At 73.6% G+C, this 21,223-nt stretch carries 19 protein-coding genes and 2 pseudogenes; 10 read left to right on the top strand and 11 right to left on the bottom strand.

What is annotated here, in order from left to right:
* Positions 1–57: 57 nt before the first annotated feature.
* The 3 genes and pseudogenes from ACIF8T_RS24270 to ACIF8T_RS24280 all read left to right on the top strand — a co-directional run.
* Entirely contained in the window at positions 58–1,056 is a 999-nt protein-coding gene (locus tag ACIF8T_RS24270) for an LLM class flavin-dependent oxidoreductase (protein ID WP_400038196.1), read from the top strand.
* Positions 1,057–1,090: 34 nt separating this feature from the next.
* Complete coding sequence (locus tag ACIF8T_RS24275; RefSeq protein ID WP_400038197.1) at positions 1,091–1,309, top strand: transposase; 219 nt, start codon at positions 1,091–1,093, stop codon at positions 1,307–1,309.
* A gap of 124 nt (positions 1,310–1,433) precedes the next feature.
* A pseudogene (locus tag ACIF8T_RS24280) lies at positions 1,434–1,800 on the top strand (ABC transporter); the annotation flags it as partial.
* A gap of 225 nt (positions 1,801–2,025) precedes the next feature.
* On the opposite strand, the gene ACIF8T_RS24285 reads toward ACIF8T_RS24280, so the two are convergent.
* From ACIF8T_RS24285 to ACIF8T_RS24310, 6 genes are all read right to left on the bottom strand, one after another.
* Positions 2,026–3,057: a lysophospholipid acyltransferase family protein gene (locus tag ACIF8T_RS24285; RefSeq protein ID WP_400038198.1), complete on the bottom strand. Its 1,032-nt coding sequence runs from the start codon at positions 3,055–3,057 to the stop codon at positions 2,026–2,028.
* Positions 3,057–3,824 carry a GNAT family N-acetyltransferase gene (locus tag ACIF8T_RS24290; protein ID WP_400038199.1) on the bottom strand — a complete coding sequence of 256 codons (768 nt, stop codon included), beginning with the start codon at positions 3,822–3,824 and terminating at the stop codon, positions 3,057–3,059. The genes ACIF8T_RS24285 and ACIF8T_RS24290 overlap by 1 nt, the downstream gene beginning before the upstream one ends.
* Before the next feature lie 150 nt (positions 3,825–3,974).
* Positions 3,975–5,000 (bottom strand): hypothetical protein, encoded by a 1,026-nt coding sequence (locus ACIF8T_RS24295; RefSeq protein ID WP_400038200.1) that lies wholly within the window; start codon positions 4,998–5,000, stop codon positions 3,975–3,977.
* A gap of 181 nt (positions 5,001–5,181) precedes the next feature.
* A complete protein-coding gene (locus ACIF8T_RS24300; protein ID WP_400038201.1) occupies positions 5,182–5,931 on the bottom strand; it encodes a succinate dehydrogenase/fumarate reductase iron-sulfur subunit in 750 nt (249 codons plus the stop codon).
* Positions 5,928–7,880, bottom strand: a complete 1,953-nt coding sequence (locus ACIF8T_RS24305; RefSeq protein ID WP_400038202.1) for a fumarate reductase/succinate dehydrogenase flavoprotein subunit — start codon at positions 7,878–7,880, stop codon at positions 5,928–5,930. Before ACIF8T_RS24305 ends, ACIF8T_RS24300 begins: the two co-directional genes overlap by 4 nt.
* Position 7,881: 1 nt before the next feature.
* A complete protein-coding gene (locus ACIF8T_RS24310) occupies positions 7,882–8,589 on the bottom strand; it encodes a succinate dehydrogenase (protein WP_400038203.1) in 708 nt (235 codons plus the stop codon).
* Between the two features lie 83 nt (positions 8,590–8,672).
* Here ACIF8T_RS24310 and ACIF8T_RS24315 point away from each other — a divergent pair, with 83 nt between their 5' ends.
* Positions 8,673–9,557 carry a LysR family transcriptional regulator gene (locus tag ACIF8T_RS24315; RefSeq protein WP_400038204.1) on the top strand — a complete coding sequence of 295 codons (885 nt, stop codon included), beginning with the start codon at positions 8,673–8,675 and terminating at the stop codon, positions 9,555–9,557.
* A gap of 147 nt (positions 9,558–9,704) precedes the next feature.
* Here ACIF8T_RS24315 and ACIF8T_RS24320 read toward each other — a convergent pair whose 3' ends face one another.
* The 3 genes from ACIF8T_RS24320 to ACIF8T_RS24330 all read right to left on the bottom strand — a co-directional run bounded on the left by ACIF8T_RS24320 (position 9,705) and on the right by ACIF8T_RS24330 (position 13,866).
* Positions 9,705–11,849, bottom strand: coding sequence for a putative bifunctional diguanylate cyclase/phosphodiesterase (locus ACIF8T_RS24320; RefSeq protein WP_400038205.1), 2,145 nt, complete (start codon positions 11,847–11,849; stop codon positions 9,705–9,707).
* Positions 11,846–12,658, bottom strand: a complete 813-nt coding sequence (locus tag ACIF8T_RS24325; RefSeq protein ID WP_400038206.1) for an SAM-dependent methyltransferase — start codon at positions 12,656–12,658, stop codon at positions 11,846–11,848. The genes ACIF8T_RS24320 and ACIF8T_RS24325 overlap by 4 nt, the downstream gene beginning before the upstream one ends.
* Before the next feature lie 254 nt (positions 12,659–12,912).
* Positions 12,913–13,866, bottom strand: coding sequence for an SCO0930 family lipoprotein (locus tag ACIF8T_RS24330; RefSeq protein WP_400038217.1), 954 nt, complete (start codon positions 13,864–13,866; stop codon positions 12,913–12,915).
* Positions 13,867–14,634: 768 nt separating this feature from the next.
* Here ACIF8T_RS24330 and ACIF8T_RS24335 point away from each other — a divergent pair.
* Together ACIF8T_RS24335 and ACIF8T_RS24340 are read left to right on the top strand one after the other, a co-directional pair.
* A complete protein-coding gene (locus ACIF8T_RS24335) occupies positions 14,635–14,763 on the top strand; it encodes a hypothetical protein (protein ID WP_400038207.1) in 129 nt (42 codons plus the stop codon).
* Positions 14,764–14,787: 24 nt separating this feature from the next.
* Entirely contained in the window at positions 14,788–15,552 is a 765-nt protein-coding gene (locus tag ACIF8T_RS24340) for a hypothetical protein (RefSeq protein ID WP_400038208.1), read from the top strand.
* 56 nt (positions 15,553–15,608) lie between these two features.
* On the opposite strand, the pseudogene ACIF8T_RS24345 reads toward ACIF8T_RS24340, so the two are convergent.
* Positions 15,609–16,093 (bottom strand): annotated as a pseudogene (locus tag ACIF8T_RS24345) (hypothetical protein).
* Between the two features lie 10 nt (positions 16,094–16,103).
* Between ACIF8T_RS24345 and ACIF8T_RS24350 the strand changes: the two are divergent.
* The gene (locus ACIF8T_RS24350) at positions 16,104–16,898 is read left to right on the top strand and encodes a hypothetical protein (protein WP_400038209.1); all 795 of its coding nucleotides are present in this window, start codon (positions 16,104–16,106) and stop codon (positions 16,896–16,898) included.
* Positions 16,899–17,108: 210 nt separating this feature from the next.
* Entirely contained in the window at positions 17,109–17,777 is a 669-nt protein-coding gene (locus ACIF8T_RS24355) for a class F sortase (RefSeq protein WP_400038210.1), read from the top strand.
* Positions 17,778–17,805: 28 nt separating this feature from the next.
* Here ACIF8T_RS24355 and ACIF8T_RS24360 read toward each other — a convergent pair whose 3' ends face one another.
* Complete coding sequence (locus ACIF8T_RS24360) at positions 17,806–18,645, bottom strand: polysaccharide deacetylase family protein (protein ID WP_400038211.1); 840 nt, start codon at positions 18,643–18,645, stop codon at positions 17,806–17,808.
* A 319-nt stretch (positions 18,646–18,964) separates the two neighbouring features.
* On the opposite strand from ACIF8T_RS24360, the gene ACIF8T_RS24365 reads away from it, so the two are divergent.
* Complete coding sequence (locus tag ACIF8T_RS24365) at positions 18,965–19,426, top strand: universal stress protein (RefSeq protein ID WP_400038212.1); 462 nt, start codon at positions 18,965–18,967, stop codon at positions 19,424–19,426.
* Between the two features lie 207 nt (positions 19,427–19,633).
* Positions 19,634–21,046 carry an amino acid permease gene (locus tag ACIF8T_RS24370; protein WP_400038213.1) on the top strand — a complete coding sequence of 471 codons (1,413 nt, stop codon included), beginning with the start codon at positions 19,634–19,636 and terminating at the stop codon, positions 21,044–21,046.
* The last annotated feature ends 177 nt before the right edge of the window (positions 21,047–21,223 follow it).

Here is a 21,223-nt window from a genome sequence, read left to right on the forward strand (position 1 = left end):
GCTCGCCCCGGACCGGGCCCCGGGGAATCCCGCGCGCCCCGCGGTGTTGAACCCTTCATGAGCTCCGTGATCGCCGCGACCCGCTTCTCCGTCCTCGACCGCTCCCGCACCCGCGAGGGCCGTACGAACGCCGAGGCGCTGCGCGACACGGTCCGGCTGGCACAGGACCTGGAGCCGCTCGGCTACCACCGGTTCTGGGTGTCGGAGCACCACGGCGTGCCCGGCGTCGCCGGATCCGCGCCGACCGTGCTGGCCGCCGCCGTGGCCGCCGCGACCCGCACGATCCGGGTCGGCACCGGCGGGGTGATGCTGCCCAACCACCGGCCGCTGGTGGTCGCCGAGCAGTTCGGGGTGCTGGAGTCCCTCTTCCCCGGGCGGATCGACATGGGGCTGGGCCGGTCGGTCGGCTTCACCGACGGCGTGCGCCGGGCGCTCGGGCGGGACAAGGGCGACGCCGAGGACTTCGCCGGGCAGCTCCAGGAGCTGCTCGGCTGGTTCCGGGGCACCTCGCCCACGGGGGTGCGGGCGCGTCCCGCCGAGGGGCTGACCGTGCCGCCGTTCGTCCTGGCCATGGGCGAGGGCGCGGCGATCGCGGCCCGCGCGGGCCTGCCGATGGTCATCGGCGACCTGCGCGACCGGGAGCGGATGCGCCGGGGCATCGACCACTACCGCGCCCACTTCCGGCCCTCCCCCTGGGCGAGCGAGCCGTACGTCGTGGTCTCGGGCACGGTCGCGGTGGCCGCCACCGACGAGGACGCCCGGCGGCTGCTGGTCCCGGAGGCCTGGTCGATGGCGTACTCCCGCACGCACGGGACCTTCCCGCCGCTGGAACCGGCCGGGCGCGTGGAGTCCCGGACGATGACCGCCAAGGAGCGCGGCCTGTACGAGTCCGGGCTCACCGGGCACCTCGCCGGCACCGAGGAGCGGGTGGCGCACGAACTGGAGACGGTGCTCAAGGAGACGGGCGCCCAGGAGGTGCTGGTCACCACCAGCACGTACGACCGCGCGGCCCTGCTCGACTCCTACCGGCGGCTCGCGCGGATCTTCACGGCCTAGGCTGTTCCCTTCGGATCATCCGATCGTTGGTCCGGTGTGTCATCGGCTGACGCCCAGCGGGCGAGGATCGAGCCGTTGCTGCCGGACCGGACACCGAAGCGGGGAGGGCGGTGGCGTCGATCACCGGCAGGTGATCGACACGATCGCGTTCGAGTACCGCACCGGCACGCCGTCGGTGGACCTGCCCGAGCACTTCGGTTCCTGGAAGGGCGCCCACGACCGGCTGCGGAAGTGGACCGCCGACGGCACCTGATTTCGAGCAGTGGCCCGGCCCGGCCACTCGGTACGACAAGACGGCCACCACCTGCCTCGCCGGACTGCACCTCGCCGCCATCTTCATCTGGTCGGCGAAATGATCCGGAGGAAAAGCCCCCGGGGCGACCGAGCTGTCCGGCGGGGAGGCGCAGCGTGAAGCGGGCGAGCGAGCTGCAGCCGGCCCGCCGCGGCCACACCCTCTGCCTCCTCGACGAGCCGACCACCGGCCTCCACCCGGCCGACGTCGGGGTCCTGATGCGCCAGTCGCACGGTCTCGTCGACGCCGGGAACACGGTGGTCGTCGTCGAGCACGACCTGTCCGTCGCGGCCGGCGCGGACTGGGTGATCGACCTGGGGCCGGGCGGCGGCGACGCGGGCGGGCGGATCGTGGCGGCGGGGACCGCTGCCCAGGCCGCGCGGGCGGAGGGGAGCGCGACGGCGCCGTATCTGGCCCGGGAGATGTCCCGGGCGGACGCCGGGGGACGGTAGCCGAGCCGCTGTGGCGGGCCCGGGACCGGGGAGGGACGGGACGAAGGCGCCGTAGCCCGGCGCGGCCGCGGGGCGGTCTCCGGGGGCAGGCAGGCCGACGGGGGCGCCCGCGCGGAGAGCGACGCCGTGCCCTGCCCCGGGCCCGGGTCGTGCCGGACCGGCCGGACGGGGAGATGGGTGCCCTCTCCCCGGGGCCCGGCCGGGGCGCGTCCGGACGACCCGTGCCTACGCCGGGAGCCCGCCCGGCGTCCGCCGCCGGACCGGGACACGGGCGGCCTGCCGCGGGCGGCCGGCCGGGAGGCGGCCGGGGACACGGCCCGGCGGTGCCGGCTCCTCCCCCGGGCGGAGGCGGTGGCCCGCCGCGGAGGGCAGGGGGCGGTCCCGGCCGTGTGGGGCGGGGACACGGGGCTGGTGCGGCCACGGCAGCGCGGCGTGCTCGGCGGCCCGGGCCAGCGCGCGGCGGTCGGGGTGGCGGCCGGCCGGGATCGGGGCGCGGACCTCGACCTCGGCCACCAGCCCGCGGGCCGACGCCACCCGCCACAGGGAGGCGAGCAGGGTGTCCTCGCCGACGAAGGCGGGGGCCGTGCGGGCGGTGCCGTCGGCGCCGAGGTACCGGATGCGGACGGGCTGGACGGGCGCGCCCGCGTCGAGGGCGGCCTGGAAGACGGCCGGCCGGAAGGGGCCCTGCGCGCGCCCGCACCAGGTGCTGCCCTCCGGGAAGACCGCGACCGCCCGCCCGGCGCGCAGCGCCCCGGCGAGGCGGGCCACCGTCTCCGGCAGGGCGCGCAGCCGGTCCCGGTCGATGAACAGCGTGCCGCCGCGCGCGGCGAGCGGGCCGGCGACCGGCCACCGGCGGACCTCGGCCTTGGCGAGCATCCGGGCCGGCCGTACGGCGGCCAGCAGCGGGACGTCCAGCCAGGAGACGTGGTGGGCGACGAGCAGCAGGCCGCCCGCGGGGGCGGCGGCGCCGGTGACGCGGACCCGCACCCCGGCCGCCCGCACGATCCACCGGCACCACCGCGCGACCGGCCCGGCGGGAAGGTGCCTGCCGAGGGGGACCAGCGCGGCCCCGGCCAGCACGAGCAGGGCGACCGCCGCGAGCCGCAGCACCGCGCGGGGGACGGCGGTGGCCGTCGCGCCCGGCGGCTCCAGGCACGCGGCCGGGCTGCAGGGCGCGGCGGGCAGCCAGGCGCTGCCCGCCGCCGGGTGCGCGTGCGCCGCGGCGGGGCCGGGCGCGCCGGTGCCGGCCGTGCCCATCAGGCCGGCACCAGGGACAGGAAGTGCCGCAGGTAGCGCGGGTCGATCCGGCGCATCGACAGCAGCACGTACAGGTCCGCGACGCCGAAGTCCGGGTCGTGCGCGGGTTCCCCGCAGACCCAGGCGCCCAGCCGCAGGTAGCCGCGCAGCAGGGGCGGCAGGTCGGTGCGTCCGGTGCCGGGCTCCCCGGGCGTCCAGGGCAGCAGCGGCCGCACGCGGTACTCCTCGGGGGCCAGGTGCCGGGTGCGGACCCGCTCCCAGGCCGCGGAGGCGAGGGCGCCGCCGTCGGCGAGCGGCAGGGAGCAGCAGCCGGCCAGCCACTCGTGGCCGCGGTCGGCCATGTAGCGGGCCAGGCCGGCCCAGACCAGCCCGATGACGGCGCCGTCGCGGTGGTCGGGGTGCACGCAGGACCGGCCGACCTCGACCAGGCCCGGCCGGATCGCGTCGAGCGCGCCGAGGTCGAACTCGCCCTGCGCGTACAGCCGCCCGGCGACGGCGGCGCGCTCCGGCGGCAGCAGCCGGTAGGTGCCGACGACCTGCCCGGACACCTCCTCGCGCACCAGCAGGTGGTCGCAGTACGCGTCGAAGGCGTCGATGTCGTACCCCGGCTGCGGGGTGGTCAGCAGGGCGCCCATCTCCCCGGCGAAGACGTCGTGGCGCAGCCTCTGCGCGGCCCGTACGTCCTCCTCGTCCCGGGCGAGGCCGACGGTGTAGCGGGTGGGTGCGGAGGGCGTGGGGGGACGGTCGACGGTCAGTGCGCCGGTCATGGCTTCTCCTGGTCGCGGGCCGGGTCGGCGGTGCGCGGCAGACCCGAGCGGTACGGCCTGCCCGCCCCAGTTCTTCCGAGGCGGGCTGACCGGCGCGTGACCGGGGCCGGGAGAGCGGATGTGGGGTTGTTGAACGGCGCGCGCGGGGTGTCAGGCCGCCGGCGCGCACCGGGCGAGCAGGTGCTCCGCCTCCCGCGCGTCGAGCGGGCGCTCCAGGCGCAGGTCCCCGGTCATGCCGGGGAAGAACCGGCCGGCGGGCCAGCCGCGTGCGTACGGCGGCGGGTCGAGGACGAGCAGGCGGACGCCGTCGACGACCGGGATGTCCGCCGGGGTGCCCTCGTTCCACACCCACGCGCCGTCCGGGGCGACCAGGTTGAAGGACCCGGTGGTCGGCACCTGGCCCGGCGCGTCGCGGCAGACGGCCACCTCCTGCGCGGACGGGGCCCGGCCGGGTACGTGGCCGCCGCCGACGAGCGCGTCGGCGAGCAGGGTGTGCAGCTGGAAGTTGTCGCCGATGCCGCTCATCCGCAGGGCGTATCCGGTGCCGGTGGGGCGGTGCAGCACGACCAGCGGCTCGTCGTCGAGCACCAGGAGGGCGTAGGCGAGGCACTTGAAGTCGTGGCCGGACGCCTCCCGCACCGCCGCCAGCGCTTCCAGCAGACGGGCGCGCCGGTCCCCGCCGAGGGAGGTGCACACCCGGGGGTGGTTGAGCAGGGCGACGGACGCCATCTCCCACTGCGGCAGCGTCCACCAGCCGACGGCCGCGTCCGGTCCCACCCGGTCGACGACGTCGGGCGCGGGGTCACCGGGCTCCGGTTCGGGGAACTCCCCTCCCCCGGTCACCGCCCACCGCGCGCAGAACTCCCCGGCGGCGGCCAGCGTCCCGGCGAGCCCGTCGAAGACGTACGGCGCGCACGCCCCGGCGTCCGCGCCGCGCTCCACGCAGGCGCCGGCCGCCACGGCGACCACCCCGCGCGGTCCGGGCGGCAGCTCGGGCAGCAGCGCCGCCAGGCGCGGCCCGGCCTCGGCGGCCTCGTGCTGCCCGGCCCCGTCGAAGTGCCGGTACAGGTCCCGCAGCGCCCGCTGGGAGCGGTCGCCGTCCCGCTCGCGCACAGCGGTCTCGAACGCCGTGACGGCGTCGCGGAACCGCTCCCTCCCCTTGCGTCCGAAGATCATGCGCGCACCCTACCGAGGGACCGCCTCCGCCGCCGCCGGAGAGTGCCTGGCGGGACCGGGGATGAGCACCACGCCCGGTCCCGCCCGTCCGCACCTTCCCGGCGAACGTCCGTGCCGCGCCGTGCGCCGGGGCGCGGGGGCTGCGCGAGGAGCCGCAGCGCATCCGCGCCCCGGGACGGCGCTACCGCTTGGCGGCCTTGCGGGTGGCCCGCAGCCACTCCTTGTTCATGCCCGTGATCGACACCAGTGGGATGCCCTTCGGGCAGGCGGTCGCGCACTCGCCGGCCAGCGTGCAGCCGCCGAAGCCCTCCTCGTCCATCTGCGCCACCATGTCCAGCACCCGCGTCTCGCGCTCGGGCGCGCCCTGCGGCAGGACGTTGAGGTGGTTGACCTTCGCGGAGGTGAACAGCATCGCCGCGCCGTTGGGGCAGGCCGCGACGCACGCCCCGCAGCCGATGCACTCGGCGTGCTCGAAGGCGAAGTCGGCGTCCGGCTTGGGCACCGGTGTGGCGTGCGCCTCGGGCGCGGCGCCGGTCGGCGCGGTGATGTAGCCGCCGGCCTGGATGATCCGGTCGAAGGCCGACCGGTCCACGACCAGGTCCTTGATCACCGGGAAGGCGGCGGCCCGCCACGGTTCGACGTCGATGGTGTCGCCGTCCCGGAAGGACCGCATGTGCAGCTGGCAGGTGGTGGTGCGCTCGGGCCCGTGGGCGTCGCCGTTGATGACCAGCGAGCAGGCGCCGCAGATGCCCTCGCGGCAGTCGTGGTCGAAGGCGACCGGGTCCTCGCCCTTGAGGATGAGCTCCTCGTTGAGGGTGTCGAGCATCTCCAGGAACGACATGTCGGGCGAGATGCCGTCCACCTCGTACGTGGACATCGTGCCGTCGGCGTCGGCGTTCTTCTGCCGCCAGACGCGCAGGGTGAGCTTCATGCGTAGCTCCGCTGGGTGGGGTGGACGTACTCGAAGACCAGGTCTTCCTTGTGCAGGACGGGCGCCTCGCCGGTGCCGGTGAACTCCCAGGCGGCGGCGTAGGCGAACTCCTCGTCCTTGCGGGCGGCCTCGCCGTCCGGGGTCTGGGACTCCTCGCGGAAGTGGCCGCCGCAGGACTCCGTGCGGTGCAGCGCGTCGAGGCACATCAGCTCGGCGAGCTCCAGGTAGTCGACGATGCGGTTGGCCTTCTCCAGCGACTGGTTGAACTCCTCGCCGGTGCCGGGGACCTTGATCCGGCGCCAGAACTCCTCGCGGATCTGCGGGATGCGTTCCAGCGCCTTGCGCAGGCCGGCGTCGGTGCGGGCCATGCCGCAGAACTCCCACATGAGCTCGCCGAGTTCGCGGTGGAAGGAGTCCGGGGTGCGGTCGCCGTCGACGGACAGCAGCAGGTTGAGCCGGTCCTCGGTCTCGGCCAGCACCTCCTGCACCACCGGGTGGTCGGCGGTGACCCGGTCCTTGTGGGGGTTGCGGGCGAGGTAGTCGTTGATGGTGGCCGGCAGGACGAAGTAGCCGTCCGCCAGGCCCTGCATCAGCGCGGAGGCGCCGAGCCGGTTGGCGCCGTGGTCGGAGAAGTTGGCCTCGCCGATCGCGAAGAGGCCGGGGACGGTGGTCTGGAGGTCGTAGTCGACCCACAGGCCGCCCATCGTGTAGTGCACGGCGGGGTAGATCCTCATCGGCACCCGGTACGGGCCCTCGTCGGTGATCCGCTGGTACATGTCGAAGAGGTTGCCGTACTTGGCTTCGACGGCCTCGCGGCCCATCCGCCGGATCGCGTCCGCGAAGTCGAGGTACACGCCCTGCCCGCCGGGGCCGACGCCGCGGCCCTCGTCGCAGACGTTCTTCGCGGCGCGGGAGGCGATGTCGCGGGGCACCAGGTTGCCGAAGGACGGGTAGATGCGCTCCAGGTAGTAGTCGCGCTCGTCCTCGGGGATCTCGTTCGGCGGGCGGGTGTCGCCCTTGGCCTTCGGCACCCAGATCCGGCCGTCGTTGCGCAGCGACTCGCTCATCAGCGTCAGCTTCGACTGGTGGTCGCCGGTGCGCGGGATGCAGGTGGGGTGGATCTGCGTGAAGCAGGGGTTGGCGAAGTACGCGCCGCGCCGGTGCGCCCGCCAGACCGCGGTCGCGTTGGAGTTCATCGCGTTCGTCGACAGGTAGAAGACGTTGCCGTAGCCGCCGGAGGCGAGGACGACGGCGTCCGCGAAGTACGTGGAGATCCTGCCCGTGATCAGGTCCCGGGCGACGATGCCGCGGGCCCGGCCGTCGACGACGATCAGGTCGAGCATCTCGGTGCGCGGGTGCAGCTCGATGTTGCCGGCCGCGATCTGCCGGGACAGCGCCTGGTAGGCGCCGAGCAGCAGCTGCTGGCCCGTCTGGCCGCGGGCGTAGAAGGTCCGGGACACCTGGACGCCGCCGAAGGAGCGGGTGTCGAGCAGGCCGCCGTACTCGCGGGCGAAGGGCACGCCCTGCGCGACGCACTGGTCGATGATCTCCACGGAGATCTGCGCGAGCCGGTGCACGTTGGACTCGCGCGCCCGGAAGTCGCCGCCCTTGACGGTGTCGTAGAAGAGGCGGTGCACGGAGTCGCCGTCGTTGCGGTAGTTCTTCGCCGCGTTGATGCCGCCCTGCGCGGCGATGGAGTGGGCGCGGCGCGGGGAGTCCTGGTAGCAGAACTGGATGACCTTGTAGCCCTGTTCGGCGAGGGTGGCGCCCGCGGAGCCGCCCGCGAGCCCGGTGCCGACGACGATGACGGTGTGCTTGCGGCGGTTGGCCGGGTTGACCAGTTTGGCCTCGAACCGGCGCTTGTCCCAGCGCTCGTTGATCGGACCGGCCGGTGCCTTGGTGTCGACGACGGGGTCGCCGGTCGTGTAGGCGGCGTATTCAGCGGTCATGTCAGCTCACCACTCCGGTCATGACGGCCACGGGCACGGCGACGAAGCCGGCCGTGAGCAGCAGCGCGAGGACGTTGGCGACGGTCTTCAGGGCGCGGTCGCGCCTCCGGCTGCCGACGCCGAGGGTCTGGGCGGCGCTCCAGAAGCCGTGCCGGACGTGCAGGCCCAGGGCGAGCATCGCGACGATGTAGAGGACGTTGCCGTACCAGGTGGAGAAGGTGTCGACGACGTTCTCGTAGGGGCGGCCGGACTGGAAGCCGCCGGAGTGCACGGTGCCGGTGGTCAGGTCCAGGATGTGCCAGACGATGAACAGGCCGAGGATGATCCCGCCCCAGCGCATGGTGCGCGTCGCGTAGCTCGCCCGCGGCTTCTTGTGCACGTACTTGCTGGGCCGCGCCCTGAGGTCGCGGCGGCTGAGCTGGTACGCGGAGACGGCGTGCGCGACCACGGCGACGACGAGCACCACCCGGACCAGCCACAGCGTCCACTCGTAGTGCATGAAGGGCTCGCCGACGGTGCGCAGCCAGTGCGCGTAGTGGTTGAACTCGCCGGCCCCGAAGAAGATCTTCAGGTTGCCGATCATGTGGACGACCAGGTACAGCAGCATGATCAGGCCGCTGACCGCCATCACCGTCTTCTTGCCGACGGTCGAGTTCCACACGGTGCGTGCGAAGGACGGCCGTCGGTCCGTCCGGGTTGCCAGAGCCATGGTCAAGACGCTAGGGCCGGACGGCCCCATCGGTCCAAGACATGGTCCGCCTTGATTCGATAGGGAGTGCCTATCATGGCTGGATGCAGTTCCAGCAGCTCCAGTACTTCGTGGCCGTCGCCGAGACCCGGCACTTCACCCGGGCCGCCGACCTCGTCCACGTCGCCCAGCCGTCGCTGTCCCAGCAGATCAAGGCCCTGGAGCGGGAGCTCGGCGCGGACCTGTTCCTGCGGGCGCGCGGCAACATCTCGCTGACGGACGCCGGGGAGGCGCTGCTCCCGCTGGCCCGGCGCATCCTCGCCGACGCGGACACCGCCCGGCACGAGGTGCAGGAGCTGGTGCAGCTGCGGCGCGGCCGGGTCCGGCTGGGCGCGACCCCGAGCCTGTGCACGGGCCTGCTGCCGGACGTCCTGCGCGCCTTCCACGACCGCTACCCCGGCATCCGGCTGCTGATCGAGGAGGGCGGCTCGCACGACCTGGTGCGGGAGCTGGCGCGCGGCGCCCTCGACCTCGCGCTCGTCGTGCTGCCGCTGCCCACGCCCTCTCCCGCGCTGACCACGGTGGAGCTGCTGCGCGAGGACCTGGTCGTGGTCTCGTCGCCGGACGCCCCCCGCCCGGGCGGGGGGCGGCGCACCGTGCGGATCGCCGACCTGGAGGGCGAGCGCCTGGTGATGTTCCGGCACGGCTACGACCTGCGCGAACTGACCGTGGCCGCGTGCCGCGCGGAGGGATTCGAGCCGGACTTCGCGGTGGAGGGCGGCGAGATGGACGCGGTGCTCGGCTTCGTCCGGGCCGGTCTGGGCGTCGCTGTCGTCCCCCGGATGGTCGCCGCCCGCTCCGGCCGCGGCCTGCGCGTCACCCCGCTGGCCCGCCCCGGCCTGCACCGCACGATCGCCCTGGCCCACCGCACGGACGTGGCACCGCCGCGGGCGGCGCGGGAGCTGCAGCGGATGCTGCTGGAACGGTGAGCTCCGCCCGCGGGACGCGGGTGCCGGCGCACCGGGCGTGCGCGGGGCGGCGCCCCGCTCCCGGCCCGGGGGCCGCGGCACGTTCCACGGGCCGCGGCACACCGCCGTCCGGGAGCTCCGGCCGCCGGCCGTCCCCGGACGGCCCGCCTAGCCGGTCGCGTCCACCAGGGCCAGCTCGTGCAGCCGCTCCGGCGGGCCGGGGCGGGCGTAGTACCAGCCCTGCGCCGTGTCGCAGCCGAGTATGCGGAGCTGTTCGGCCTGCGCGCCCGTCTCCACGCCCTCCACGGTCACCGCGAGGTCGAGGCTGTGGGCGAGTGAGACGATCCCCTCGACGATCTTGAGGTCGACGGGATCCGCCGGGAACTGCTGCATGCTCTGGGTGAAGGACCGGTCCAGCTTGAGGATGCTCACCGGCAGCCGGCGCAGGTTGGCGAGGTTGGAGTAGCCGGTGCCGAAGTCGTCCAGGGCGATGTCCACGCCCATCTCCGCCAGCCGGCGCAGCGGCTTGAGCAGGTCGTCGTCCGCGCCGATCAGCGCCGACTCGGTGACCTCCAGGCACAGCGCGGCGGGTTCGACGCCCGCGCGCTCCAGGATGTCGACGGTGTCCTGGACCAGGCCGGGGTGGGTGAGCTGGCAGGGCGAGAGGTTGACGTTGATGCGCAGCGGGCCCAGCGCCTCGGCGCCGCCGTGCAGCTCCCGCCACTCGCGGGCCTGGCGCACCGACTCCTCCAGCACCCAGCGGCCGAGCGGAACGATCAGTCCGGTGTGCTCGGCGAGCGGGATGAACCGGTCCGGCCCGAGCACGCCGTGCTGCGGGTGCAGCCAGCGCACCAGGGCCTCCGCGCCGCGCACGCTGCCGTCGCCGAGGTGCACCAGCGGCTGGTACTCGATGAAGAACTCGCCGCGCTCCAGGGCGGTGGGCAGCGCGGTGGTCAGGCCGTGCCGGGTGATGACGCGGGCGTCGGCCTCCGGGTCGGCGAGCTCGAACCGGTTCCCGCCCGCCGACTTGGCCCGGTACATGGTGATGTCGGCGCTGCGCAGCACCTCCGCCGGGCTGCGCTCCCCGGCCGGGCCCTCGACGATGCCGATGGAGCCGCGCACGGTCAGCTCCCGGCCGTCGACGCTGATCGGGGCGAGCAGCGCGTTCATGATGCGGCCGGCGAGCTCGTCGACCGTGCGCTGGGTGTCGGGGCCGGTGGTCAGCGCGACGAACTCGTCGCCGCCGAGCCGGGCGACCATCTCGCCGGGCGCGGTCGCGCACGACTGGAGCCGGTCGGCGACCTCCACGAGCAGCCGGTCGCCGGCCGCGTGCCCGAGGCTGTCGTTGACGGTCTTGAAGCCGTCGAGGTCGAGGTAGCACAGGCCGAAGCGCTGCCCCTCGCCGGCGCCCAGGGCCTTCTCCAGGCGCTCGAAGAAGAACGTGCGGTTGGGCAGGCCGGTGAGCGCGTCGTGCGTGGCCTCGTAGCGCAGCCGCAGGTTGAGCAGCCGCCGCTCGGTGGTGTCCTCCATGAGGGCGAGCTGGTACTGCGGGTCGCCCTGGGCGTCGCGCAGCAGGGAGACCGTCAGGTTGGTCCACAGGACCGTTCCGTCAGGGCGGTAGAACGCCTTCTCCACGTGGTAGTGCTCGCGCTCGCCCTGGACGAGTTCGTCGTACAGCCGCCAGGTGTGCGGCGCGTCGTCGGGGTGGGTCCACTCCCGGACGTTGCGGCCGCGCAGGGTGGGGTCGGACACGCCGAACATGCGCAGCAGCGCGCCGTTGACCTGGAGGATGTTGCCGTCGAGGTCGGCGATGCCGATGCCTATGGCGGCGCCCTCGAAGACCGCGCGGAAGCGGGCCTCGCTGGCGTGCAGCGCCTGCGCCACCACGCCCTGCGCGAGCAGCGCGGCCTGCGCGATGGACTCCTGCTCGGCGAGCGTCCGCTCGCGCAGCGCCTGCGCGTAGCCGGCGGCCATGGCGTGCTGGAGCCGCGCGCTGCGCGCCCGCAGGTCCTCGCGGTCGCCGTCCTCGCCGCAGTAGAGCACGAGGTACGCGTCGACGCAGTCCAGGCTCCGGCTGAGCGCCTCGGGGTCGGTGCAGTGCGCGGCCACCAGGGCGGCGCCGACGGCCCTGCCCTCGTCGGCGTCGAAGGCCCGGGCCCGCAGCGCCCGGCTCAGCCGCCGGGCCAGCGGCAGCAGCTGCGCCTCGAACTCCGGCCGGGTCGACGAGGTCGAGGTGACGGGGAAGACGGCCCGGCTCCAGATCGTCGCGAACCGGCGCAGTCTGTCCTCCGGCCCGTCCGGTTCCGCCGTCACGCCGTACGCCCCACGCCCGCGAACCCGGAGAAGGCATACGGGTCCTCGTCCTCCGGTGCGGTGTCGGGCCGCCAGTGCGGCATCGGCACCAGTCCGGGTTCCACCATGTCGTACCCCTCGAAGAACCGCGCGATCTCCTCGCGCGACCGCATGATCAGCGGGCTGCGAATATCCTTGTATACGTCCACCACACCATCGGTCCGCTCCGCGGGCAGCGGGATTCCCTCGTACGAGGCGTGGGTGAGGACGAGCAGGCTGCCGGGCGCGAGCGCCGCGCCGAGCTCGGCCACCGCCCCGTACGGGTCGTCCGCGTCTTCCACGAAGTGCAGTATGGCAACGAGCAGGAGGGCCACCGGCCGATTCAGGTCGATCAGCCGTTCCACCTGGGGGCTGCCGAGGATGTCCTGCGGCTTGCGGAGGTCCGCGGCGACGACGTCCACGGTGTCGTCGCCGTCGAGGACGGCCTGGCTGTGGGCGACGGCCACCGGGTCGTGGTCGACGTAGACGACGTGCGCGCCGGGGCTGGCCGTCCGGGCGACCTCGTGCACGTTGCCGAAGGTCGGGATGCCGGAGCCGACGTCCAGGAACTGCGTGATGCCCTGCCCGGCGGCGAAGCGCACCGCGCGGCGCATGAACGCCCGGTTCGCCTGCATGATCTTGGGCAGTCCCGGCATGAACTCCATTGCCTTGCGGGCCGCTTCCCGGTCGACGTCGAAGTTGTGCGAACCGCCCAGGTAGTAGTCGTACATCCGGGAAACGCTCGGCACCGAGATGTCGATGCTCCGTGGTGCCCAGGCGGGGCGCTCCATCTGGTTCTCCAAGACGTAGGCGATCCGGTGTTCGAGCAGAGGCTACTGATCGCCCGCCAATGGAGCGAGCAGAAACGGAAATTGACCATCCGTTCCCGGTCACTGCCTGCGGCACGTGCCCAGTTGATACCCCCCGGTGCGCCGCCGGACGCACGTCCCCGCACACGGGTCCGCCCCTCCGCGGGGGAGCGGAGGGGCGGACGGTGGCCGGCGGCGCCGGGTGGACGGGAGACGAACACCCTGGGGAGGTTTTCCTACTCCTTGTCCGGCGCGCCGACCGGCTTTCCGTCGGGCCGCACGGCGTACCAGGTGCCGCCGACGCCCTGACCGTTGGTGTCGCCGGGGGCCTCGTCCCCGGCGAAGGTGTACATGGGCCAGCAGTTGATCGTCTGCTGCTCGGCGCCGTCGGGCCGGGTGAAGGTCATGTACCCCTTCTTCTGGATGCCCTTGGTGTCCGCGAAGTCGACGGGCGACACCACCGGCCACTTCTCCAGGCAGGCGCCGGTGCACGCGGAGACCGGCTTCGGCCAGGCCTCGTCCTTCATGAACCGGTAGACGGTCATGCCCTTGCCGTCGACGACGATCTCGCCGAGCTCGGGATCGTTGCGGGTGGACAGACCGGGCAGCTCCTCGGCCCCGCCCTGCGCCTTCTTGCCGTCCGGGGCGAGCGCGTACCACTTGCCGCCCACGCCCTGGCCCTTGACGTCGCCGGCGTTGACGTCCTTGGCGTAGCGGTACGCCGGCCAGCCGCCGATGGTCAGCTGCTCGGTGCCGTCGGCGCGGGTGACCGACCCGAGCAGCGCCTTGTCGATGCCCTCGCCGGCCGTGGCGTCGTCCGCCGGCACCGGCGGCCAGGTCTTGGCGCAGTCGCCGTCGCAGTTCGACTTGGGCGGTTCCGCGGTGTCCTGGTCGAAGCGGTAGAGGGTCAGGCCCAGGGTGTCGGTCACCACCTTGCCGATCTCGGCGTTGGTGGAGACGCCCAGCTTGCCCGCGGAGGGCACCGCACTGGACTGGCTCGCGGCACCCTGCTGGCCGCCCGCGGCGCCGGCGGCCCCGCTGCCGATGGAGCCGTAGTCCCCCGGCGCGGCCGTGGCACCCACGTTCTGGCTGCTCGCCGGGGGCGCCGTGTTCTGACCGCAGGCCGTCGTCAGCGCCAGCACCGCCGCGGCGCTCGCCACGAGTGAGGCGCTCCGCCAGGAGGTCTTCATCGTCAACTCCCCATGATCAAAAGGGTGTTGCAGCGCCCTGCTGCGCCGCCGCACGACATGGGGTACGCACGGCGGCGGGGGTTGTGTTCAACCGGCCGGGGTTTTTCTTCCCCGATCCCGCGCGCGGCCCGTTCCCTCCGCACACGCGTACGCCCGCGGCCCGGGCCGGCGACCGGTGATCGAAACGCCCGCGTCCGGTTGTCCCTCCTTCGAGGCAATCACCCGCGGACTGCGGCGCGCCCCGGCGCGGCAGGGCCCATGATCCTCGTCGTGCATGGACCCCTACCGACCCAATCCGGCCGTGGCGTAAGGGCGTTGGCGGTGCTGGCGCTGACGTGGGCGCTCGTCGGCGCGCCGGCCGGCGCCGCGGTGGCCGACGCCTGCGCCTACGCCTCGACCGGGCCGGGCGGCACGGAGGCGGTGGCGGTCGCCGGACGCCTCACCTGGCCGGTGCCCCCGGTGTGCCGAACGCCGACGCCCAGCCCCACCCCGACGCCCAGCCCCACGCCGCCGAGCCCCACGCCGACGCCGAGTCCGACGCCGCCCCCTCCGTCTCCCCGGCCGACGCCCCCTCCCCCGTCGAAGCCGCCGCCCCCGCCTCCCGAGCCGGAGCCCACGGAGAAACCGCGACCGTCGTCACCGCCGCCACCGGCCCCGCGCCCGGCGGCGCCCGCGCCCCGGCCGCTGCCCGTGCCCGTACCGGCACCGCCGCCGGCCCCCGCGCCCGAGCCGTCGGCCTCACCGGCACCGCGTCCGTCCGCCGCGCCCGTGCACTATCCGCCGTACCGCGCCACGCGGCCACGACGGCCGTCCGGCAGCGCGCCGTCACCGCTCGTCTTCGTCCTGCTCATCACCACGCCCGCGGTGGTCGCCGCCGCCGCGCTGCGCCCGCGCTGATCACCGACGCCCAGGAGGCACCTCTTGCCGGAATGGCTTGTTCTCACCCTCGCGATGCTGGCCGCCTGCGCCGTGGTGGTCGTCATCACCCTCGTCCGGCACCGCACGGCGTCCGACGACGAGGACCCCAGCGAGACCCCGGACGTCATCGAGTACATCACCATGTGGATCGGCGTCCTGTACGCGATCGTGCTGGGCCTGGCCATCGCCGGTGTCTGGGAGGCGCGCAGCGCGGCCCAGGACCACGTGCAGGCGGAGGCCGTGGCGCTGCACGAGATCTCGGAGCGGGTACGGGTCTACCCGGCCGACGTGCGTGACCGCATTCGTGACGATGTCAATGCCTATGTCGGACACGTCGTCACCACCGAGTGGCGGACCATGGCCGACGAGGGCCACGTCACCGAGCGCGGCACCGAACTGCTGGGCCGGGTCCGGCGGGACGTGACCGACTACCAGCCGAGGACGGACTTCGAGGCCCAGGCCTACCAGCCGCTCCTGGACCAGGTGACCGCCGCCGACCAGGCGCGCAACGCCCGGGCGGAGTCGACCGAACCGACCATGCCGGGGGTCGTGTGGTTCGGGCTGATCGTGGGGGCCGTCGTCACCGTCGGCATGCTCTTCGCGCTGCAGATCCGGCGTACGGCGCGCGAACTGATCCTCGCCGGGCTGTTCTCCGCGCTGATCGCGTTCCTGCTCTTCCTGATCTGGGACTTCGACGCGCCCTACAGCCGCGGCATCGCCGCGACGGCGGACCCGTTCCTGCACCTCTTCCCGCACGCCGGGGGCTGAGGCGGGCAGGAGAGGGGAAGAGCGGTCCGGCCCTCGGCCGGCGAGGGCCGGACCGTTCAGATCCGCTTCTCGGCGCGGCGCCGCATCCAGAACACTCCGCCGCCGACGGCCGCCGCGGCCACCAGACCGCCGCCGATCGCCATGTCCGTCGGGGTCGCCCCGGTGGTGCTGCTGCCGCCGAGGCCGCCGCGCACGCCGCCGAGGACGGTGAAGGCCGCCGGGCGGGTCAGCGTCCTGCCGGAGCAGTTGACGGTGATGTCGTACGTGCCCGGGCGGGCGTCGTCGTGGATGGTGACCGTGCCCTGGGCCGTGTCGCCGGCGCGGTTGAGCTGCGTCAGCCGGGTGGCCTGGAAGGCGTTGGAGTTGGCGGTGCCGCCCTGCCGGCAGCCGTCGACCGTGATGGTCAGCCGGCCGCCGCGGGCGATGACGTTGGGCAGGGCGACGATGTTGCTCGGCCCGCCGGCGTGGTTGCCGTTGCCGCCCGCGTTCCCGTTGCCGCCGCCGTTGCCGCCGCCGTTGCCGTTCCCGCCGCCGTTCCCACCGGCATTGCCGTGGCCGTTGCCGCCGGCGTTCCCGCCGTTGCCGCCGTTCCCGTTCCCGTTCCCGCCGTTGCCGTTCCCGCCGCCGTTCCCACCGGCATTGCCGTGGCCGTTCCCGCCGGCGTCGTTGTTCCCGTTGCCGCCGCCGTTTCCGCCGTTCCCGTTGCCGCCGCCGTTCCCGTTGCCGCGGCCGTTGTCCCCGCCGTTGCCGCCGAATCCGCCGTTACCCCTGTTGCCGCCATTGCCTCCATTACCGCCGTTGTTGTCGTTGTCGTCGTTCCGGCCGCCGTTCCCGCCGGCGTTGCCGCGCCCGTCCCCGTCCCTGTCGCCGCCGTTTCCGCCGAATCCACCGTTACCACCGAATCCGCCGTTTCCGCCGAATCCCCCGTTTCCACCGAATCCGTTGAATCCACCGTTTCCGCCGAATCCGCCATTGCCGTGGAACCCGTTCCCGGCAAAACCGTCGTCGCCGCCGAAGCCGCCGTTACCGCCCCCGCCGCCACCGAAACGGCCGTCGTCGCCGTTTCCGCCGAAGCCGCCGTTGTTGTTCTGGGCGAGGCCGGGGCCGTCTCCGCTGCCGGAGTTGGCGCCGGGGACGCCGTCCCACGCCACGGCCGCGGGGGCGGCGAGTCCGAAGACGGCGACCGCCGCGCCGGCGGCCACCAGGGCACGAGAGTTACGCATGAGATCCTCCGCGGAAGACGCCCCGGGACCCGTCCCCGGTCGATCGGCGAGAAAGCGCCTCCCGGTGAAGACCCTCAGTTGCCCTGCTCGGGGCCGCATGTCGGCGATGGTCCGTCCTGGTGAGCAGACGCACCGCGCGATCACCACAGGAGGGGATATCGCCGCAGGTCAAGGACCGTGGGAAATTTCCTGATGACGGCAACTCGGATGGCTCACCAATAAAGGAAGGCGACACCCGTTCGCCCTCGCCCCGTCGCCGGTCACGCGCACCGCACTTAGCGTTCTGCTATGCGCGAATGACGCGGCGACGGCCGCGTCGAGAGGGGATGGCGAATGTCTGCGTCCGATCTGGCCGACGCCGAAGAGGAGGCGCGGCCGAAGAAGCGCGCTCCGTGGGGCGTGATAGCGCTGGTTCTGCTCACCGGCCTGGCGCTCCTGCGCAATGGATCGGGGGAGTTCGACGTGGGACCGCCGCAGCCCGCGGGCGCCGCCGCCGCGGACAGCCGGGTGTCCGAGCCGACGTTCGTCTCGGCCGTGCGCCCGCTGCCGCACGCCGTCCCGGACCGGGTCCGGATCCCGGCGATCCAAGTGGACGCGCCGGTCATCCCGGTGGGTCTGGATCCGGACGGCTGGGTCGCCGCGCCACCCGCGGAGGACCCCAACCTGGCCGGCTGGTTCACCGGCGCCGTCTCTCCCGGCGAGAAGGGCACGGCGGTCGTCGTCGGTCACGTCGACAACCAGCTGGGGCCCGCCGTGTTCTACGGTCTGGGCGCCCTGAAGAAGGGGAGCCTCGTCGAAGTCGCCCGCAAGGACGGCAAGACGGCCGTGTTCGACATCTACGGCGTCGAGGTCTTCGAAAAGAACAACTTCCCCGGCGACCGGGTGTACAGCTCCAAGGGCGCGCCGGAACTGCGGGTCATCACCTGCGGGGGCGGTTTCTCGGAGCAGACCGGATACGACGGGAACGTCGTCGTGTTCGCCCGCCTGGTCGAGGTCCGCTGAGCGGACCCCGGCCGGCGGGCGCGCGGCATCACAGGTACTGCCGCCTCGGGACGGTGAGGCGGTAACCGGAGTCCAGCAGCTGCGGCAGGTAGCGGCGCAGGGCCCGGACACTCTGGGAACGGTCGCCCCCGGCGTCGTGCGAGAGCACCACGACACCGGGGGCGGCGCCGTCCTCGACCCGGTCGACGATGGTGCGGGTGCCGGGCGTGGTCCAGTCGAGGGTGTCGACCGTCCAGGCCAGCGGCTCCATGCCGAGTTCGGCGCCGAGCTGGAACGCGGCGCGGTTCCAGGCCCCGTAGGGCGCGCGGAACCACTCGGGGCGGTCCCCGTACGCCTCCTCGATGACGTCGCAGGTGCGTTCCATCTCGGACCGGATGCGGCTGCGGCGGAGTTGGGTGAGCAGGGGGTGGGACCAGGTGTGGTTGCCGACGACGTGGCCCTCGTCGGCCATCCGGGCCAGGAGGTCCTTGTTCTCGGCGGCCCGTTCGCCGCACACGAAGAACATGGCGCGGACGTCGTACTCCGCCAGCGTGTCCAGGATGTCCGGGGTGTAGGCGGGGTCGGGTCCGTCGTCGAAGGTCAGCACCATGGTGCGGCCGCGTCCGGAGACGCTCAGCAGCGGTTCGCGCCGGACCGGGGTCCGGCCGGGTGCCGCGCGCGGCGGGGCGTGTCCGGTGAAGGGCTGGAGGCGGTAGGCGGAGGCGGCCTGGGGGCGGCGCACCAGGGCGCCGGCCGCGGGGGCGAGCGGCCGGGCAGGCTCCTGCCCCGCGCCGCCCACCGCGAACACCCCGGCCGTACCGGCCGCCCCCGCAGCGACGGCACCGGCGATCAACGCGCGGCGCCGCGTGAGCAAGTGATCCTTGTGCATGACTCATCCGTCGCCCGGTGGAAGGCCGACGCACCAGTGCGGCACCGGAGCGGCGGTACGAATCCACCCGTACGGCAGCGCCGTTGGGGCCGGCGGTGGTGCGTTCGGGGGACGCCGCGCGGGCCCGGAAGGGCGTGGTGCGAGGTACATGATCCGGCGAACGGGGCACCCGGAAGGCCGGGCAGCGCCCCGGCGCCCCGGGGCTGCCCGCACGGGCGGCGCCCGGCCCCGCCGGAGGGGACGGGGCCGGGCGCCGCCCGTCCCCCGTCCGCCCGCCCGTGCGGCGGGCGGAGCGGACGGCTCCGATAGCCTCACGGACGTGACGGAACAGCACTCCCGGCAGTTCGAGCGGGGCACGGACGGGCCGAAGGTCATCGTGGTCGGCGTGGACGGCTCCGACTCCTCCCTCCGCGCGGCGGCCTACGCCGGCGGTCTGGCCCGGCGTCAGCGGGCTCTGCTGGCCGTCGTGTACGTGCAGCCGGTGCTGGCGGCGGGGGCGGCCTTCGGGGCGCCCGTCGCCGAGACCACCGACGAGATCGCCGAGGACCTCATCGCGCAGATCCGGGACGCCGCCGAGCGGGTGAAGGGGATATTCGACGTGCGCTGGGAGTTCCACACGTTCCGCGGCGACCCCTACACGGGCCTGGTGCGGGCGGCGGGCGAACTGAAGGCGGACGCGGTCGTGGTGGGCGCCTCCGAGCAGGCGGGCCACCGTTTCGTCGGCTCCGTCGCGGTCCGCCTGGTGAAGGCGGGGCGCTGGCCGGTGACGGTGGTGCCCTAGGGGCTGTCGTTCGGATCACGCCGCGGACGCGGGGCCGACGACACACAGTCGATTCCCCGCGACCTGATCCGAACGACAGCCCCTAGCCGCCTCACCCCTGGATGGGCTCGCTCGGGTGCGTGGTGTGCGTGGTGCCTTCCTCCCGGCCGCCCGCTGGGCCATCATGAGCCGCCGTCAGCCGTTGCCGATCGTGAAGAGGTGAGGCGCATGGCCGGGCTCCGTATGGGTGAGGGTGTTCTCCGCCGCAAACCCATCGAGCACATCGAGGAGACGGAAGTCGGGGAGGGGACGCGGCTGGACCGGTCGCTCGGTCTGTGGCAGCTCACCGCCATCGGGGTCGGCGGCATCATCGGGGCGGGCATCTTCACGCTCGCCGGGACGGTGGCCAACGGCACGGCGGGGCCCGCGGTGCTGATCTCCTTCCTCGTCGCGGGCGTGGCGAGTGCCGCGGCCGCGCTGTCGTACGCCGAGTTCGCGGGGCTGATCCCGAAGGCGGGCTCGGCGTACACGTACGGTTACGCGGTGCTCGGGGAGCTCGCGGGCTGGTTCATCGGCTGGGACCTGCTGCTGGAGTACACGGCGATCGTGGCCGTGGTGGCGATCGGCATCTCCGGCTACTTCAGTTTCCTGATCAACGAGTTGGGTGCCGATCTGCCCGCCTGGATGCTGGGCGCGCCGGGCACCGGCGACGGGCACCGCGTCGACCTGTTCGCCGCGCTGCTGTGCCTGCTGATCGCGTACCTGCTGAACCTCGGCATCAAGAACGCGGCCCGCTTCGAGACGGTGGTGGTCGTGCTGAAGGTGCTGGTCGTGCTGCTGGTGATCGGGGTCGGCGTCTTCCACATCGACACGGCGAACTACAACCCGTTCTTCCCCTACGGGATCGGCGGGGCGTTCACCGGCGCGGCCACCGTGTTCTTCGCGGTCTTCGGCTACGACGCCATGTCCACGGCGGCCGAGGAGTCCAAGGACGCGCAGCGGCACATGCCGAAGGCGATCCTGTACTCGCTGGCGATCTCCATGGTGCTGTACGTGGCGGCGTGCCTGGTGCTGACGGGCATGCAGAACTACACGGAGATCGACAAGGAGAGCGGCTTCTCGACGGCGTTCCAGTCGGTGGGGCTGGACGGGCTCGCCAACGTGATCGCGGTGGGCGCCATCATCGGCATCCTCACCGTGATGTTCACGTTCATGCTCGGGGTGACCCGGGTGTGGTTCGCCATGTCGCGCGACGGGCTGCTGCCCGCCTGGTTCGCCAAGACGCACCCGAGGCGGCACGTGCCGACCCGGGTCACCTGGATCGTGGGGTTCGCCTCGGCCGCCATCGCCGGGTTCCTGCCGATCGGCGAGGCGGCCGAGCTGACCAACATCGGCATCCTGCTGGCGTTCGTGGTGGTGTGCGCGGCGGTGATCGTGCTGCGGTACCGGCAGCCGGACCTGCCGCGCACCTTCCGGACGCCCTGGATGCCGTTCGTGCCGGCGGCGGGCGTCGTCTTCTCCCTCTGGCTGATCACGTTCCTGCAGTGGCAGACCTGGGCCCGCTTCGCCGTGTGGCTGGCGCTCGGACTGGTGATCTACTTCGGCTACTCCTACCGGCACTCCGTGCTGGCCAGGCGCTGAGGGCTGTCGTTCGGATCAGGTCGCGGGGAATCGACCGTATGCCGTCGGTGCCGCGTCCGCGGCGTGATCCGAACAACAGCCCCTAGTGTGATGCGCCTGAAATCGCAGGCTTAAGTCTGTAGCCTGTTTTCGTGTCTCGAGGTCCTCGTGCTGTCGAAGTCGTGTTGTCCGATGAGG

Source organism: Streptomyces sp. NPDC085946 (assembly GCF_044540485.1).
Taxonomy (GTDB): Bacteria; Actinomycetota; Actinomycetes; order Streptomycetales; family Streptomycetaceae; genus Streptomyces.